The following is a 17,295-nucleotide window of genomic DNA, read 5'->3' on the forward strand; positions in this document are numbered from 1 at the left end:
CCCATTGATTTGCGCCGATCTGCGCTACGGAGTTTGGGTTTGTGGGGACTTGTTCGCTCGCCCGAAGATGATGAGGGCGAGGGAAATCATGAGGAGCAGTAGTCCTGCGAGGGTCGCTGCGAAGAGGCCGGGAGTGCCTGGCACGCCGGCCGATGGGAGTTTGACGGCGGCCATGTCAAGAACGGTGATGGTCGAGCCGTTGACTGTTACTGACGTTCCCGCGGTGGCCGTGTCCAAGACGATGGCGCCGTTCGCCGCAACGGTGAACTTCACGGGGGTCGCGAGGAGCGAGTAACCGTTCGGGGCTTTGGTTTCGAGCAGCCAGTACGTTCCTGGGGTCAGGTTCCTGACCTCGACCAGTCCGGGTGACCCGGACACATCGCTGTTCACTCCGACAACTGTCGTGCCCATTTGCCCGGCAGCATCATTGCGGATCTCAAAGCTCGAGCCGGTCAGCGGGACGGTGGAACCCTGGACTGACCCGGCTCCTGCTTTTTGCACGAACAGGTGGCCGGTAGTGGGATTCGTGGTAAAGCAGGCCGGGTCCAGCGGCGCCGCACTGTCCGTGACGCACCGTGCCGGAGGGATGACACCGTTGCCGGTTACCCCGTTCTTCAGGGTGACGAGCCACGCAGTGGGATTGACCGTGACCGTGTAGCTCAAAACCGCCGTGCCATTGCCGGGCAGAGTAAATGGCAGGGTGACCAGCTTGCTGTCAGCACCGGGATCAGGAACTGCGAGTGGGGTGCCGCCATCGATGGTCAGTCCCACCGAACCTGCGGTGAATGTGGCGTTGTTCAGTACCTGGCCCAGGTCATCGCTAAGGATGACACCAGAGATGGGATTCACGGTGGAACTGGTGGCTGTCACCGTGTAGGTGATCACCCTGTTTGCAGCCGGGTCGCCCGGGTTGATGGACGTTCCCGAGGCCGGGGACGCAGACTTGCCGAGCCTCCACGAGCCCACGGGATTAACAGTGCAGGTGGTGCTGCTGGCCGCGCAACTCGTTGGTGGGGTGGTGTCAGTCGAGGGCGTCAGGTAGTTCTCGAGCGAAGCGTTGCCCAGGGAGCCGGTGCTATTGACCTTCACTTGATAGGTCACCACGCTTTTCGCGCCGGCAGCCACGGTGCCCGTGATGGCCAGGGTCGGTGCTGCCGCTGCGGAGGTGTCGGCAACGGAGAGTGCGACACCTCCCGTGGTGGTCGCGTTGATGGAGTTGGCCACAAAGGAAGAGGCATCCAGGACCTCCCCGAGCCAGTCGGTGTAACTGACAGGGGCCGGGGCGGTGCCGTTCGTGTTGTCGAAGGCCAGCGTGTACGTCAGAGCCTGCCCGGACTGGACCATGATCCCGGCCGCCGGATCCACGCTCTTGGAGGCCACCAAATTGGGCAGGAGGGTACCGCAGGCGGCGTTGTCCGTCGTCGGGCCTTGTTCCTGGCCTCCCGGCAGGGAGACGGAGTTGAACAGGCCGGTCCCGGGGCCGGCGCAGGCCGTTGGCTGGTTGGTGTTCGTGTAGTGGAACGTCACCGCGAGGCTGAAGCTGTGCGTGACTCCCGGGCCGATGGCGACACCCGGCTGGGTCAGCGAATATGGGCCGGGGGTCGGGGACGAGCCGCTGGCAGGGGCCCCGGCCCCGGACGTTGTCCAGGCAGCACGCGTGACAGCCAGGTTCGACGCGAATGCCGGGGTGTCGGTCAGGGCACCGTAGGTGCCGGCGGCCGAGCCCGTGTTGGAGACGGTGACGGTGTAGTTGGCGACATAATTGCCGTTCGTATCCGGACCGGTGACCGCGCCTGCCTGCTTGGCCGCATTGATGATGGGCATTGCGAGAGCCCTGTTTGACAAGGTACAGGCGATGTTGGCCCCGGCCACCGGCGTGATGGCCAGCGATCCGGTGAAAATTGCACCGTTCGGCAAACCGGATTGCAATCCGGACGAGTCCGTACAGGCGATGGTGCTGGCATAGTTCGCCAGGTTCGCGGTCCCGGCGGCCGCTTCGGTGAGCGTGTACGTTGTTCCGGCCGTGGCCGCGTAAGCGCCGGTGGTGCCGGATCCCGCAGTTACTGATGATCCCGTACCAGTCGTGGTCGAGCTCGCAGTGCTGTTGACCACGGTGCCATTCGGGCCGCCGGTGCGGATCTGCATCGTGAACTGATCCGTCGCCGCCTGACGCGGCGCCCCGAGCGCCTTCGTCAACGTGATCCGCGGCGCCCGGACCGTCAAAGTGGCGTCCGTCGGCGGGCTGAGGTTGGTCACGATGTTGGCCGGACCGTTGACATACGTCCCTTCCGCGGATGCCGTCACATTGAACGTGGTGGTGCAGGACGCCTGCCCCAAGGCAAGATCCCCGCCGGTGGCCGTGAAGACATTCGACCCAGCAACCCCCGTCCTGACGAACGCCGCACCCCCCTGCTGGACACACGTCCCGCCGATCGCAGGGTTCTGGGCGATCACGACACCGGCAGGCAGCGTGTCCGTGATGCTCCAGTCGTTCTTCGTGTTCAGCTCACTCGTATTGGTCACCGTCAGGGTCACCGTCGAGGTCTGGCCCGGAGCGATCAGCGCCGGGCTGAACGACTTGTCCAACTGCGGCGTCACGTCCACGAGGCTGATGTTGCTGAACGCCCCGTCGTTGCCGACGGTGGACCCGTTCGTGTTATACATCTCCAGGCCGATACTCGTGCCGGTCGCTTGGAATGCCTGGTTTGTGGTCATGGAAGCGATCTTCACGTTCCTGGTGACGGTGCCGAAGTTTCCGCCGACATTGCTCGTCACCGTCTGCGTGTAGGTCTGTACGTTCGGGGTGCTGGCTGACGAGCAGCCGTTGAGCGGAGTACCCAGGTTCCTGATGACCGCGCCGGTGAGGGGATCAACGGTGGCGAATTGGTAACCCGGGTCAGTGCTTGGCGCACCGCAGTTTATGTACGCGGTGTTGACGCTGAAGGCGTAGTAGTGGCCGGGGACCGTCGCGATTGGCTGGGCAGTTTTGAACATGACGCTGCCAGTGGCGACATTCGGGCCGACCGGCAAGACGTCACAGTCGCCGGTATCCCTCAAGGTGGTCGGGCACTCCGTGTACGAGCTCACCACGTTGTAGGTCGACGGCGAGCCTGGATCGAACTGCTGCCCCATCGCCAAAGCCAGCATCCGAAGGAACTGGTAACCGTTAGCCCAGGGGGCCTCCGAGCACCGACCGTTGGCGCCGGAGTCCGAGGGCCCGGTACCGGACAGAGCCCAAGAGGGAGCCGCCGAATTGGAGTAGTTCAGAATGATACCGTTGCAGCGGTTTCCGTTGATCCATTTAGGCGATCCGGTGTAGGTCTGGCCGGTCTGACTGAGATAGAGCGTTGACCCGGCTGCAGAGTACGACTTCGCCCCGTATGCCGTTGTATCCGGAGAAGCATTGAAGTCTTCCGTAAAAACCGGTGTAGCTGCCTGGGGCACGCCCGGGGTGCCCGGCGTCGCATTCGCGGGTGAAGGCAGGGCGCCGCCCAGGCCAAGGCAGACGATCGTGGCGGCGAGGAGAATTGCCAGCAGCTTGGCTGGAAGGGACTGCTTCATAGGCTTTTCTTGCATCACTTTCGGGAGCAGGCACGCAGATGGTCTCTAGCCTTCAAGTGCGCGCTTCCCACGATTCGTGTCGCAGAAAACAGATTCAATTTTTTTGAATTAAGTGGGGAAAAACGGCCACCCACTAAAGTAGTAGGAGTTATTCGCGGATCGTGACGCGAAAATCAGAAAATATTTTCAGAACGTGACATCGCTCGCTCAGGTTCCGGGCAGCCAGCACCGCGGAGTGCTTATTTTGTTTCGGTGCGCTTCCGGCGGCCGGTGACCGTGAACAGGCCTGCGCCTGCGAGCACGAGGATCCCGCCCGCGGTCAGGGCCCAGGTTCCCACGCCACCGGTGAGCGGCAGCCGGAATCCGGCGGCGTTCGCCAGGACATTCTCGACCGTCACCGTCACGGTCGAGGGGTCAGTGCCGGTGACCGCGGTCTCGACCGGCTCCGCGAGCAGCGCATACCCGGCCGGGGCCTTCGTCTCCACCAGCCAGTAGGACTGGTAGCCGGCCTCGCCCGTGCCCACGGCCGCCCCGTTGGCCCAGCCGGAGTACCGCAGACCGGAGATCACCAGGTTGCCAGTGGCATCGGTGGTCCAGGAACTGGCACCTCCGACGCTGATAGCGTTGGTGCCCGCCAGCGCATCGACCCGGCTCGGATACACCGAGAACACCGCACCCGCCAAGGCCGCCGAACTCTGGGAATCCTTCTTGTGCAGCACGATGTTGCCCCACTTGGTCACTACCGGAGGCGTGGCCACCGGACCGCCGGGCTGGCCCGGGGTGATCGCGAAACTGGCCGCGTTCGGGTAGACAAGGGCCGTGTTCGCGACCTCACCGACCGCGTTCACCGTGGTGTTCACCGTGACCATGACTTTCGCGGTGGGGTTGGCGGCCAGGATGGCCCGGCCGCTGACGGTGAAGTCGACCGTGAGGGTATTCGTGGCCGCGTCGGGGACGATGGTGTAGTCCGTGCCCAGGGTTAGGGTAGTCCCGTTGGAGAGCGCCACCGTCGAGTCGCTGTAGCTCAGCTTCGAATCAAGCTTGTCCACCACCCGGTACCCATCGATCGGGTTGACATTCGTGATGTCGGAGCTGATGGTCCACTGCACGTTGTCGCCGAGCTTGACCACCGACGCATCGTTAACGGTCTTCGTCGCTGTCGTCACGGCGTTCTTCGGGTAGACGTTCACGTCGTACATCCAGCCGTTCCCACCAGCGGGGTCCGTCATGGGAATCGTCACCAGGAACGGGGCCGAAGGAGTCACACCGGCCGGGTAGCCGGTTTCCGTCACAAGATACAGGCCCAGCGGGAGATTCCCCAGGGTCGCCGTCCCGGCCGCGCCGGTCGTGGCCGTCGAACCCGGGCCCGCCGCCTGCCCCGCGGCCTGAGCCGGAGTCAGCGCAGCCGCCGCAGCCCAGCCCGCATTCGTCGCCAGGTCAATGTCGTTCACCTTCTGCACCGTGAACGTCACCCCAGCCATCGGGGTCAGTCCCTGCAACTGCGCGGCGGTCAAAACCGTTCCGTCGCTGGGCAAGCCGGTCGCCGTCGCCGGCTTCTCATACTTATGGATCGTCAACGAACCCGTCTGCCGGATCGGGGTTGTGATGACGGTTCCTGAATCAACCACTCTGACCGTCTCCTGCGGCACAGGAACCGCCTCTGGCACGATTGGCGCGGGCGCCGGGGGTTGCGGCGCCGCGATGGCGGACGGGGCCGCCGTCGGCGCCGGGCTCGGTGCGGGTGCCATCGGGGCCGTCGGGGCCGGTTGCGGCAAGGACTGTTGGACCGACGGCGCGCCGCTCGCAACATCGGCTTCAGCGAGTGGCGTCGGGCCGGTCTGTCCCAGCCACGCGAGGATGCCCCCAATCACGAGGCCGCCCATGACCAACGCGGCAGCTGCCATCGTCCAAAATCCACCCACCGACCGCAGTCCGGCGGCGATCGGTGCGGCCCCTGCCGGAAGGAACGTCTTAGGAAGGAACGTCTTGGAAAGGAATGGCTCCGGGAGAACCCCTCCAGGAAGAAGCGACTCCAGGAGTACGGTTCCGGGGAAAAATCCGGCGGTCACTGCCGGAGTAAAGACCACCCCGACCACCAAGGGGAAGACAAGCGCCCGCATGCCTGCCTGGACGTCGTTGAGTTCCACCAGTACAGCCATGCACTTCGGACACTCCTCCAGGTGGGCCTTGACCTTTTCGTACGAGGCGCGTTTCAGGCCGCCGCGGGCGTACTTTCCCAGCTGGCTCGAAAATTCAACGCATGAGTCGTCGCTGGCCACCTTGATGTGGTTTTGCAGGTAGGCCTGCCTGAGCCCCTCGCGCGCCCGGATCACGAGCGAGGAGACGCCGTTGGGGCTCAATCCTATAAATGGTGCGGCTGCGGCGGGTTTCAGGCCTTCGATGTCCACGTGCCAGAGGGCCGCCTGCCAGCGTTCCGGAAGCGACTTGAACGCCTTCGCCATGGTGCTGGATTCAAAGGCGTCCAGAACGGTGTCCGCGTCGAGGGCAACGGTATCCAAGGCGTCGACGTCGCTCACGCTCTGGGTACGCCTGGCCTTCCGGTTCCGGTCGTAGGCAATTCGCCGCACTGCAGTCAGAAGATAGGAGCGGAAGAACTGGTCGGGTCCCTTGCCCTCAGTCAGGGCTTGGAAAATCGAGGCAAACGCCTCGGACACGACGTCGTCGGCGTCGCTGACATTGTCCGTCTGGGCCCGGGCAACGAACTGGGCTGCCGCCAAATGCCGCTGGAACAGCACATCGAAGGCGGAAACATCGCCGTCACGCACCATGGCCATGATTTGAGGGTCGCTGTGCCGCACGGCCATCGACGCGTCTCCGCCATTCGAACCGTCCTCTGAAACCTGCCCCATAACCATCCAGTGTGACATCCGAAATTGCATTTGACTTGATTCTTACGCAGGGACAGGTTCTCAACCGCAGCGACTTTCACCCGCGGCAACACGATTCCGCCCCGAGCCACACTCAACTGGCATGACCCGACTCCGCTCAGGAACGCTTGCCCGAAAGAAGGAAGTCGGGAATATTGTCCTCGTTTACGGGGCAGACAAGTCGGCGGCGGCCCCAGGGGAGACCATTACCTTCTCCGCCTGGATCATCAACGATTCCAAGGTCCAACTCCGCAATGTGTGCCTCATTCCTCGCTCCTTTACCAATGAAGGAATGGAGAGCCTTGATTACACGTCCAGGCCACAAGACGGTGACCTGCACATCGGAACGTTGTCCGCCGGGGAATCAGCGATATTGAGCTTTTCGTACCTGGTCAGTGCCTCCGATCACCTGCACGGCGGCGAAATTATCAGCGCCATGGGAGTCACTGGCATGTCCCGCGGCCGGGCAATCCGCGACGAACACGACGCCATTGTCGCCCTCAAACGATAGATCTTAGGCAAAACTGCGTCACGATCCCGCGTCTGCGCCCACTCACTAATGACCCGACCACTCAATGCACTCGACGGGAAGTTCAGATGATTCAACGCACGCCGCGGGCCCGCGACGGCAGTTCCAGGGTGTTCTATGTGACCCTTGATTGCAGGGACGGGGTTCACGCGGCGTGCGCTGTATGCCATTGCCTTTGCCACGCGCACGGGCACGCGCCTGGTGTGCTGCGGCAGCACAGCCCGGCGGACTGACTATTCGTTGTCCGGTTCCCCCACCGGCGCCTCCGGCGGCCAATCGACGTCGAGCTCGTAGCCCTCATGCTTGCGCAGATAGGCGGCAATGAACGGGCAATGCGGAATGATCCGCTTGCCGGAGGCGACCACGTCGTCCAGGGCAAAGTGCGCCAGGACCTTTGCCAGCCCGCGGCCTTTGAACTTCAAGCGCGTCTCGGTGTGGAGGAAGTCGATGTGGCCGGGTTTGTCCATAAACTGCGAGATCACGGCTACTTCACCGTCAACAAGAAGCTCGTAGCGGTGGAATTTGTCGTTCCGGACCGTTGTCACGTCCGGGCTGAACGACTCTGCGGTTGAATCCGTGAACTCAGTCATGAGTCGAGATTCGCACGTAAACCGGGCTCTGGCAATGGCACGGCAGGGGCATCGGGAACCGCTGCGGAAAGGACTCCGGCCGGCACCCGTCCCAGCAGTAGCACACCCAGCGCGAAGCACGCCGCTCCCCCACCAAGAAGGGTCAGCGTGAGTCCGTTGAAGGCGGCGTCCACCACCGGAATGAAGACCACGACGCCGGCAGTCACCACCGCGACGTGCGTCCTGCCGCGCGCGTGGCTGGCCGCCGTCGGGCGCTCTTCAAGCCTGCCGCACAGCAGCAGGACCGGGAGCAAGAGGAGGAGGACGCCGACCAGCACCAATGGGCGGGCCCACCACCATTCGGCCGTACCTGCCGCCGGTTTGGGGAAGTCCGTGAGGAGAAGCAGCCCCGCCATGGCTGCGAGCAGCGGCAAATGCCACAGATAGACCGTCATGGACCGCCGGCCCGCCACGGCCACGACCCAACGGATCCAGCGCACCCCAGCCACCCAGGCAAGGGCGGGACGCAGCAATTGGAGCGTTGCCGCCTGGGACAGACCCAAGAGCAGCATGCAGAAGTTGGGCGGATTCAGGTCCACAATCATATTTCCGGAGTAGACCCCGATCCCGGTCACGAACCCCAGCAGAAGGTTGCTTCCCACGATCAACCCCGCGAACCAGCCCCGGCTGCGTCCGGCGAAGATGCCATCGGCAATGAAGAAGCCGAATTGCTGGACCGCACACCACACAAACAGCATGTTGACGAAAGCGAGCATCGGAAACGCCCCGCGCAGGGAGTCAAGGGTGATCACGGCGGCCACGAGCCCGCCGAGGGTCAACCAAGGGGAATGTCCGTGCAGCCGGGCCAGCAAGGGAACGCTGAGTTGAGTTGCGAGGTACGCGGCTAGGAACCACAGGGGCATGCCCGCCCCAGTCGCGATGAGCTGGACCACTTCCGGGTCGACGCCAAGCAGTCTTGCGGCCCACAACCCCACGAACATCGAGGCCAGCAACGCAGTTGCCGGACGGATGAGGCGCAAAAGCCTCAGTTGCGCATAATCGACGCCGGAGCCGCCGCGCGCGCGCAGGCGACGCCATGACTCCAGTCCCGTGATGCCGCCAAGGACGAAGAACAGCGGCATCACTTGGAACACCCACAAGACGGGTTCGAACCAGTGCTGTTCCATGAGCGTGTTTTCGGTGGTGACAGTGCCGTCCGCGTGCAGGACCGGGCTGACCATCATGCAATGCGAGAGCACCACCAGAATGAGGCAGAAGAACCGGGCGAGATCGATCACGGGATCACGTGAGCGGCCAAATGCGGCCATACCCGCCGACGTCTTTTGTTGCCTCGAGAATCCCATCGCACTCCTTCGCGAACTGCTGAGATCATTGTCCGCCCGCTCGACGGCGGGAACCAGACCGTGCGACGGTGTGAATTCGTGGGTGCGGCCCGTGGGCTGCGTTCCGGAACGCAGCGGTAGAGCCGCACCCACCATCACCGCGTCTAGCGATGGACGTTCAGCAGCCGTTCCCGTTGCCGCGGATCGATTGCCGCAGCACTGGCGGCGAGGGCCAGGCCGAAGGCACCGTCCAGGACCGCCCGGTCCGCGGAGGCCGACGAGCCGTGGGCAGCGAACTCGGCGGTGTGGTGGGCGGCCCCGCCAACGTCGTAGCCGAGCAGCGGATGGATGCTTGGGACCAGTTGCGAGACGTTGCCCATATCCGTGGAAGCCACTGGCTCTTCGTTGAACGCTACGGCCCTCCCTCGCGCGGACATCGCTTCGCGGTAGGCCTCGGAAAGGTACCGGTCCTGCCTGAGCTCAGCGTAGGCATTGCCCTTCGGCGTGACCTTGAGCGTGCTCCCACTGGCAAGGGCGCCCGCTTCCAGGCAGCGCCGCACGCGTTCCTCGATCACGCGCAGCTTCTTGATGCTGGGTGAACGCATTTCGACGTTTGCCCGTGCCCGCTCGGGTATGACGTTGACGGCGCTCCCGCCTTCCGTCACGATCAACGAAACAACCGTGCCGGGCGGAAGCTGCTGCCGCGCCAACGCAATGGCGGTCTGTGCAATCACGAGCGCGTCGAGGGCATTGACCCCCTCGGATGGAGCGGCCGCGGCATGCGCAGGGCGGCCTTCGTAGAGCACGTCCCACATACCCATGGCCAGGGATGAGCCGCCGATGACATCTTCGGCGCCGGCATGGGCCATCATCGCGAGGGAGACGTCCTCGAAGAAACCCTCGCCAATGAGGTCCACCTTGCCCCCGCTGGTCTCTTCCGCGGGGGTGCCAAGGACCTTGACTGTGATCCCGAGTTCATCGGCGACGGAAGCGAGCGCGAGTGCCGCCCCCACAGCACAGGCCGCGTTCACGTTGTGTCCGCAGGCATGCCCGATGGTGGGCAACGCGTCGTACTCAACACACAACGCGACCACCAGCTCACCCGTCCCGAACCTCGCGCTGAAGGAAGCAGGGAGCAGCGGCTGCGGACCGTCAAAGTTGAACCCCGCGCTCCGGAGCAGGCGGCAAACCCGCTTGGCGGCCCGGAACTCCTGCCCGCTGAGTTCGGGATCGGCGTGGATCGCGTGGCTCAGGCCAAGGATTTCCGGCTCCCAGCGCTCCAGAGCGGCAGAAACGGAGCGCTCGACGGCGGTCAAGGAGGCGGTGGCGGGCGTTGCGGTTTCCAGGGAAGCGGCTTTCGCGGCAGCAGCTTTCATGCGGCGACCCCTGCGGCCGCCGCGGTTTGCACCTTCGGGTAACGGGCCGCTGCTGCCGCAGCAATCAGGGCTGCGATGGCCAGGGCAATCCAGATGGAAAGGAGCCCGCCCTCGCTGATGTGCCCTGACTGGACTGAAGACGAAGAGATGAGCTTCACGACGGCGGCGCCCACCGCGATGCCCACGGACAGCGCCAGTTCGTTGAGGCCGGCCGCCGTCGCAGTTTCCTCCAGCGGAACGCCTTCCACGGACAGAGCCCGGGTTCCTGCCTGGTACATGCCAAGGCTTAGGTTGAACATGGCGAATCCGGTGCAGTAGCCGGCCAGGGAGCCGTGCGCAGCTGCCATGACCAGGAAGCCGCCCGCCAACAGGAGCCCGGCAAAAACCAGGGTGGCCCGTTCGCCGAACAGGCTGAGTGCCTTTGAGGTCAGAAGGGAGGCGAGCAGTGAGAGCACGGATGCGACGGCCAGGACGATGGCAATCATGAGCGGGCTGAGCGCGAAGCCGTAGCCTGTCTTGTCCGGGTTTGAATACAGGAAGATCCCGTTCGTACCGAAGTAGCTGATGGAGGCAAAACCGAAGAAGAAGGTGGCGAGCGAGACCGTCCGGATGCGCGGGATGGCAAGCATCCGTAGGTCCATGAAGCGCATCCCGCTGACGTTGCGGGCGTCCAGGACCACCCAGTAGGCCAACAGCGCGAGGCCGATGATTCCGGATCCGAGGGTCTTGACATCCAGCCAACCCCAGTCAGGTCCCATCGAAAGAGCCACGACAAAGCCGATCAGTCCGAGGGAACACGCCAGGAGCGGCACCAGGGCGAGTCCCTCGCGGGTGGGGGTTCCGGCGTCGGGCAGAACGAATGAGCAAAGCAGCCCCACAACCGCGAACGGCACAGCAACCCAGAAACCGAGGGTGGGATCGTCGACGCCGATGATCCCGGCAAGCAGGCCCCCTGCGCCAACCATGATCATGAGCATTCCGATCATCACGCTAACGCCGGTGCGCGTCTGCGCCGGGCTGCTCACCCGCAGGATGCCCATCATGAGAGGGATGAAGCCGACCACGCACGTGAGCATGACGACGCCGATTGTCACCGTCCACACCGAGGGCCACAACGCCATTATGAGGACACCGGCCGCGACTACCACCGTCGACCACCGGAGTACGAGCCGGTAGCCGTAGCTGTCGCCGAGCCGCGAGATGATCGGCGTGAGCACGGCAAAGCTCACGTTGGAGATCAGGAAAATGCCGTTGATGGTGGGGTCGTCGATCGAAAAGCTGGGCCCGAGGGCGGGGAGGATCGGGTTCAGGTAACCCTGGGTGACTCCACTGAGCGACTCGATCAGGGCCATCGCCACGATCATTCCCGTGATGGTCCGGCGAGCGACCGCCGCCGTCGCTGGAGGTGCTGTCTTGCTTGCCATGTGCTTCCTTGAGTGTTGGGGGCGAAGTTGCCTGGGCGTTGGGATGCGAGTGGGTGATGCGAGTCACAACGCTAGGTCCACCGTCTACACTGGCTAGGAATTTGTTTGAAATCCTCTGAGAATCGCGAATTTTGAAGGAATCAGCCATGATCTCCGAAACTGACCTTGAAATCGTCAATGCCCTACAGATCAATCCCCGTGCCGATTGGAGCCGCGTGGGGGATGTCCTGGGCTTGTCCGGGCCTACCGTCGCGCGCCGCTGGAACTCCCTTGCCGAGCAGAAATTGGCGTGGATCACCCCGGCCCCGGGTCCGCGCTATCTGAGTGCTGGCTGGTCGGCGTTCATCAGCCTTTCTTCACTTCCAAGCGAGAACGAAGCCCTGGTCCAAAAGCTGTGCGCGGAGCCGGCATTCGGAACGGTTTCGCTGGTGTCCGGCTCGCACGACCTCTTCGTGGACTGCTTCGCCTCCAGCCACGAAGAGCTCATGGACATCGTCACCGGCTCCTTCGCAGGCCTCCCCGGAGTGACCCACCGGGAGGTCGTCTTCGTCACCAAGCTGTACCGGCAGGCTTCCGACTGGCGCAGCGGCACCCTCGAACCTGCGCGGGCCCGGCTCATGTCGGCAGAACCCCTGCCTGCCCCGGCCGCCTACGCTCCCGACCGGCTGGATGCGTCCCTCTTGGCGGAACTGGCCAAGGACGGGCGGGCCAGCTGGGCGGAACTGGGAGCCGCCTGCGGCGTCTCTCCCCAAACGGCCCGACGGCGGGTGGAACGGTTCCTCGCGTCCGGCTACATGACGCTGAGGTGCGATACCTCCGTTTCCGCCCAACAAGGACTGAGGGAAGTGAGCCTGATCCTCAACGTGCCCGCCCACCATGTTGACGCCGTCGGGCGGTACTTCGCTGCCCTGCCGAATTGCAGGCTCAGCGCCCAGGTTCTGGGTGCCCAGAATCTGCTCGTGACACTTTGGGTCCGCGACTACCTGGAGGTCCAAGGCCACGAGCGCGAACTGGCGGAGCGCGCGCCAGGGAGCGCTGTGATCTCCCGGCAAGCCGTGGTGCGCAACTACAAACGCCTCGGGCACGTGTTGGACGAGTCCGGACGAAGCCGCAGCGTCGTCCCGTTGCCCCTGTGGCGTGAAGGGTAGCTGCCCGACTCGCCCCGAACGCTCGCTCACCTATGGCGGTGTGCGGCCGTATGGTTTTGTGAGACAGCTTGATGGGAGCCTCAGTTTCAGATGACCACCCGCAGAAAGACATACGACGCCGCGTTCCGGGAGGAATCGGTTCGACTGGTTTTGTCTTCGGACCGGCCGGTGAAGCAGATCGCGCAGGAGATCGGGGTGAAGGAAAGCACGCTGGGAAACTGGGTACACAAGTCCCGGGACAAGCAACCGGACACCCCTGCCCAGCCCGAGGACCGGGGGCCGGTGGCGTGGGATGAACACCAGAAAGCGCTGGCCGAAAACGCCAGGTTGAAGGCCGAGGTCGAGTTCCTGGGAAAAGTCAGCGCCTTCTTTGCCGCGAAGCAAAAGTAGAGGATTTCTACGAGTTCATCGAAGCGGAGAAGGCCAACCATCCCGTGGTGTGGCTATGCCGGAAATTGAACGTCTCCCGGGCCTCCTATTACCGGTGGCGCAAACCTGCCGGCCCTTCACCGCGCACCGTGCGGCACGGGGAGCTGGTCACCGCGGTCACCAAGCTCTACACGAAGGAGTCCGGGCGTGCCGGGCGGGACCAGCTGACCCGGCTCCTGAACGCGGCCGGGACCAAGGTCTCCGCCCCGACCGTGGGGGCCATCATGCGCGAGCACGGCCTGCGGGCCATCCGCACCCAGGCCTGGAAAAAGACCACGCTCCAGGACCCGCAGGCCAAGACCGCCCACATCCAGAACCACATGCTCGATGACCAGGGCAGGCGCGACTTCACCTCCGCGGTGCCCGGGACCCGGCTGGTCGGGGACATCACCTACCTGCGCACCGGCGAGGGCTGGCTCTACCTGGCCACGGTCATCGACCTGTTCTCCGGGATGGTCATCGGCTGGGCCATGGCCGAACACATGCGCGCCAGCCTGTGCACCGCGGCCCTGCGGATGGCCCGGAACCACGGCCACCTCATCGGCGGCCCAGTCGTCTTCCACTCCGACCGGGGCACCCAGTACACCTCGGAGGAATTCCAACGATGGTGCGCCCAGAACGAGGTCACCCAGTCCATGGGCAAGGTGGGGGTGTGCTGGGACAACGCGGTCGCCGAGAACTTCTTCTCACACCTCAAGACCGAGTTCTACCACCACCACCGCTTCGGTTCCAGGCTCACCGCACGGACCGCCGTGATGGACTACATCGAGGGCTGGTACAACCGCCGCCGACCCAACCGACGGGCCGGCGGCATCCCGCCAGCCACCGCCCACGCAAACCACCACACCAGCGTCCAGGAACCCCTGGCCGCCTAACCAAAACAAACAACGAAAATGTCTCAAAAACTTGACGACCGCAGTGTTTTCTCCGACGCTCGCTCACCTATGGCGGTGTTTTCTCCGACGCTCGCTCACCTATGGCGCCAAATCCCACGACGCTCGCTCACCTATGACCGGAAAGGCCGCATCCCATCTGGACACCCAGACGGCAACCGGGACAATTGCCGTGCGGCGCGACGGCTCGCGGCGTTTAGTAGAGAGTGCTATCAATCCATGACAAAGGAGTCATCGTGGCACGCGCCGATTTCGCGACAGTGCAGTCAGCCCCAATTCCCCTCGCTCCGGATGCCCTTGCCGGCGGCGCATCGCTTGGCCTCGGTTTGGCGGCAAGACCAAACGCCGACGACGAATCCGGGTCCGGCGGCGAGGTCCCGAGCAGCGCCTGGCGGGTGCGCGCTGACGCGTGGGAGTTCCTTGGCTACGCCGTCAAACAGCTCTCTGCCGCCGCCCGGCCCCTCGCGGGCGCCCTGCCGCAGGAGGTTCGAAGGCTGTTGCCGCTGCTGGAATCCCTCGAAATGTATTGGGCGTCGCCGGGGCAGCAATATGTCATGGAATTGCGGAGAATCCTGGAGGCTGGAGAATACCCCGAGGCGCTAAGCCTCATCGAACCGGTCGCGCGACGCGTTGCCGGCCACAACCAGCACGCCCAGGAACCCGCACAGGATCCCGAACGCGAAGCCGACCGGGTTGATGAACCCACCGAATCGCGCAAACGTTTCGAGGTCCTCGTGATCGATGACGTCTCCAGCGCCGACCGTGAAGCACTTCAAACGGAACTGCTCAGCCAGCGCCGCCCCGCCGACGCCTTCAACTACGAGCTCGTGTTCGTGCCGAGCTTCGAGGACGCCATCGTGGCCGTCCTGCTCAACCCGGACATCCAGGCGTGTGTGCTGCGGCCGGGATTCGTCCCCAAGAGCAGGCAGCGCATGAGCCGGGACGTGCGCAGCTTCCTGGACCGGTTCTTGGGGAAATCGCTCCCCCAGCGACCGTTGGACCGCATCCTGAGCTTGGCGGAGAAACTGGCGCAACTCCGCCCCGAACTCGATCTCTATCTGGTAGCGGGGGTGGGGATCGAAGAACTCGCCGGTTCCTTGACCCGTCAATTCCGCCGGATATTCCGCCGCCAGGACGGGCTGGAGCTCCATTTGTCCTTGCTGGCCGGCATCGCGGAACGATATGAAGCGCCGTTCTTCCACGCGGTCCAGCAATACAGCCGCAGACCCGCCGGTGTTTTCCATGCCCTGCCGGTGTCCAGAGGCGGATCGGTCATCCATTCCAAGTGGATCAACGATCTGGGCGAGTTCTACGGGCTCAACCTGCTTCTGGCAGAAACCTCGGCTACGTCCGGCGGGCTCGATTCGCTCTTGGATCCGCATGGCTCCCTCAAACAGGCCCAGAAGCTGGCGGCCCGGGCATTTGGTGCCCAGAAGACGCTCTTTGTCACCAACGGAACGTCGACGGCCAACAAGATCGTGCACCAATCGATCCTGGCTCCGGGCGACGTGGTCCTGGTGGACCGGAACTGCCACAAATCGCACCACTACGCCCTCATGCTGGCCGGCGCGCAGGTTTCATATTTGGACGCCTACCCTTTGAACGATTTCTCCTTCTATGGCGCCGTTCCCTTGGAAAGCATCAAACGGATGTTGCTGGATTACCGCCGGGCGGGCAGGCTCCACGAGGTCAAGATGCTTGCACTCACGAACTGCACCTTCGACGGAATTGTGTACGACGTCGAACGAGTGATGGAGGAGTGCCTCGCCATCAAACCTGACCTGGTGTTCCTGTGGGACGAGGCCTGGTTCGCGTTCGCGGGATTCCACCACATCTACCGCCGTCGCACGGCCATGGCTTCGGCCCGGTCGCTCGAGGCAAAGTTTGCAGATCCGGCTTACGCCAGGCGCCACGCCGCGCAATTGCGGGACCTTGCTGCGGCGGGCGGGGCGGCGGACGGCCAAGCGGGCGGCGAGCCCGACGACGGCGGCCCGGGTTCCGGCGTCGGGCACGTCAGCGTTGAGCTGCTCTTGAAGACGCGGCTTCTGCCCGATCCGGCGAAGGCCCGCCTGAGGGTCTACTCAACGCAGTCGACGCACAAGACCCTGACGTCGCTCCGACAGGGGTCCATGATCCACATCCATGACCAGGACTTCGGTCAGTTGAACGAGGAGAGCTTCCGAGAGGCGTACATGACGCACACCTCCACGTCGCCCAACTACCAGATCCTGGCTTTCTTGGACATGGGACGGAGGCAGGTGGAGTTCGAAGGCTACGAGCTCGTGCAACGGCAGGCAGATCTGGCCGTCAGCATCGCCCAGGCCGTGGCGAGGCATCCCTTGTTGAAGAAGTACTTCCGCGTCCTCGGCACCAGGGACCTCATCCCTGCGCAGTACCGCGAAACGAGCCGGCAAATGCCGCTCCGCGACGGGCTCGCGGCCATGTCGGAAGCTTGGGAGCAGGACGAATTCGTTGTTGATCCGAGCCGTTTGACCCTGCACATCGGCCTCACCGGCGTGGACGGCGATACCTTCAAGCACGACTACCTGATGGACAAGTACGGGATCCAGGTCAACAAGACGTCAAGGAACAGCGTTCTCTTCATGACCAACATCGGCACCTCGCGAAGTGCCGTTGCCTACCTCGTCGAGGTCCTGGTCAAGCTGGCCGAGACCTTCGAAGACGAGCAATCCGGCCTGAGCGGCCTGGGCCAGCGGACCCGCCGCGCGCGCATCGCGGCACTGACCAGCACGCCGCCACCCCTGCCGGATTTCAGCCGCTTCGCCGAACGATTCCGCAAAGACCCTGAAACTCCCGACGGCAACATGCGTGCAGCCTACTTCGAGAGCTACAAAGCCGGATCCTGCGAATACTTCAGTGCGGCCGAAATTGCGCGAAGGGTGGCCGCGGGAGAGGAAATGGTGTCTGCCTCGTTCGTCACCCCCTACCCGCCCGGATTCCCCGTCTTGGTCCCCGGGCAGGTGATCACAGAGGAAATCCTGGCCTTCATGTCGGCACTGGATACGCGGGAAATCCACGGATTCGATGCGGAACTGGGGTTCAGGGTGTTGACGGGTAAGCCCTCGGGTGAGCTAGCGTCACGCCAAAAGCCCGCATAAGTGAGCGAGCGACGGG

Annotated in this window: 10 protein-coding genes; 4 read left to right on the top strand and 6 right to left on the bottom strand. The window is 64.0% G+C overall.

What is annotated here, in order from left to right:
* Positions 1-24: 24 nt before the first annotated feature.
* Positions 25-3,561 (bottom strand): DUF7927 domain-containing protein, encoded by a 3,537-nt coding sequence (locus tag ACSVHC_RS10150; protein ID WP_437772090.1) that lies wholly within the window; start codon positions 3,559-3,561, stop codon positions 25-27.
* A 239-nt stretch (positions 3,562-3,800) separates the two neighbouring features.
* Positions 3,801-6,431 (bottom strand): SpaH/EbpB family LPXTG-anchored major pilin, encoded by a 2,631-nt coding sequence (locus tag ACSVHC_RS10155; protein ID WP_437772089.1) that lies wholly within the window; start codon positions 6,429-6,431, stop codon positions 3,801-3,803.
* Positions 6,432-6,552: 121 nt separating this feature from the next.
* On the opposite strand from ACSVHC_RS10155, the gene ACSVHC_RS10160 reads away from it, so the two are divergent.
* Positions 6,553-6,960 carry a hypothetical protein gene (locus ACSVHC_RS10160; RefSeq protein ID WP_437772088.1) on the top strand — a complete coding sequence of 136 codons (408 nt, stop codon included), beginning with the start codon at positions 6,553-6,555 and terminating at the stop codon, positions 6,958-6,960.
* Positions 6,961-7,211: 251 nt separating this feature from the next.
* Here the strand turns inward: ACSVHC_RS10160 and ACSVHC_RS10165 are convergent, their stop codons facing one another.
* From ACSVHC_RS10165 to ACSVHC_RS10180, 4 genes are all read right to left on the bottom strand, one after another.
* Positions 7,212-7,568, bottom strand: coding sequence for a GNAT family N-acetyltransferase (locus ACSVHC_RS10165; RefSeq protein WP_437772087.1), 357 nt, complete (start codon positions 7,566-7,568; stop codon positions 7,212-7,214).
* Complete coding sequence (locus ACSVHC_RS10170; RefSeq protein WP_437772086.1) at positions 7,565-8,911, bottom strand: acyltransferase family protein; 1,347 nt, start codon at positions 8,909-8,911, stop codon at positions 7,565-7,567. Before ACSVHC_RS10170 ends, ACSVHC_RS10165 begins: the two co-directional genes overlap by 4 nt.
* Positions 8,912-9,054: 143 nt before the next feature.
* Positions 9,055-10,266, bottom strand: a complete 1,212-nt coding sequence (locus tag ACSVHC_RS10175; RefSeq protein WP_437772085.1) for an amidohydrolase — start codon at positions 10,264-10,266, stop codon at positions 9,055-9,057.
* A complete protein-coding gene (locus tag ACSVHC_RS10180; RefSeq protein ID WP_437772084.1) occupies positions 10,263-11,690 on the bottom strand; it encodes an MFS transporter in 1,428 nt (475 codons plus the stop codon). Before ACSVHC_RS10180 ends, ACSVHC_RS10175 begins: the two co-directional genes overlap by 4 nt.
* A 146-nt stretch (positions 11,691-11,836) precedes the next feature.
* Between ACSVHC_RS10180 and ACSVHC_RS10185 the strand changes: the two genes are divergently transcribed.
* The 3 genes from ACSVHC_RS10185 to ACSVHC_RS10195 all read left to right on the top strand — a co-directional run bounded on the left by ACSVHC_RS10185 (position 11,837) and on the right by ACSVHC_RS10195 (position 17,279).
* On the top strand, positions 11,837-12,838 hold the full coding sequence (locus ACSVHC_RS10185) for an Lrp/AsnC family transcriptional regulator (RefSeq protein ID WP_437772083.1): 1,002 nt from the start codon (positions 11,837-11,839) through the stop codon (positions 12,836-12,838).
* 90 nt (positions 12,839-12,928) lie between these two features.
* Positions 12,929-14,142 (top strand): IS3 family transposase gene (locus ACSVHC_RS10190; RefSeq protein ID WP_437771182.1). Its coding sequence is split into 2 segments (ribosomal slippage): positions 12,929-13,190 and positions 13,190-14,142, totalling 1,215 coding nucleotides; the frame shifts between segments, so codons are not numbered across the junction.
* 254 nt (positions 14,143-14,396) lie between these two features.
* On the top strand, positions 14,397-17,279 hold the full coding sequence (locus tag ACSVHC_RS10195; protein ID WP_439180920.1) for an aminotransferase class I/II-fold pyridoxal phosphate-dependent enzyme: 2,883 nt from the start codon (positions 14,397-14,399) through the stop codon (positions 17,277-17,279).
* Positions 17,280-17,295: the final 16 nt, after the last annotated feature.

Origin of the sequence: Arthrobacter sp. KNU-44 (genome assembly GCF_051843155.1) — a bacterium.
In the GTDB taxonomy this organism is placed as follows: Bacteria; Actinomycetota; Actinomycetes; order Actinomycetales; family Micrococcaceae; genus Arthrobacter.

Bases quoted from the DNA above. Each gene is read 5' to 3' on its own strand.
- ACSVHC_RS10180 (WP_437772084.1), bottom strand. From the start codon at position 11,690: ATGGCAAGCAAGACAGCACCTCCAGCGACGGCGGCGGTCGCTCGCCGG.
- ACSVHC_RS10165 (WP_437772087.1), bottom strand. From the start codon at position 7,568: ATGACTGAGTTCACGGATTCAACCGCAGAGTCGTTCAGCCCGGACGTG.
- ACSVHC_RS10185 (WP_437772083.1), top strand. From the start codon at position 11,837: ATGATCTCCGAAACTGACCTTGAAATCGTCAATGCCCTACAGATCAAT.
- ACSVHC_RS10170 (WP_437772086.1), bottom strand. From the start codon at position 8,911: ATGGGATTCTCGAGGCAACAAAAGACGTCGGCGGGTATGGCCGCATTT.
- ACSVHC_RS10160 (WP_437772088.1), top strand. From the start codon at position 6,553: ATGACCCGACTCCGCTCAGGAACGCTTGCCCGAAAGAAGGAAGTCGGG.
- ACSVHC_RS10150 (WP_437772090.1), bottom strand. From the start codon at position 3,561: ATGAAGCAGTCCCTTCCAGCCAAGCTGCTGGCAATTCTCCTCGCCGCC.
- ACSVHC_RS10155 (WP_437772089.1), bottom strand. From the start codon at position 6,431: ATGGGGCAGGTTTCAGAGGACGGTTCGAATGGCGGAGACGCGTCGATG.
- ACSVHC_RS10175 (WP_437772085.1), bottom strand. From the start codon at position 10,266: ATGAAAGCTGCTGCCGCGAAAGCCGCTTCCCTGGAAACCGCAACGCCC.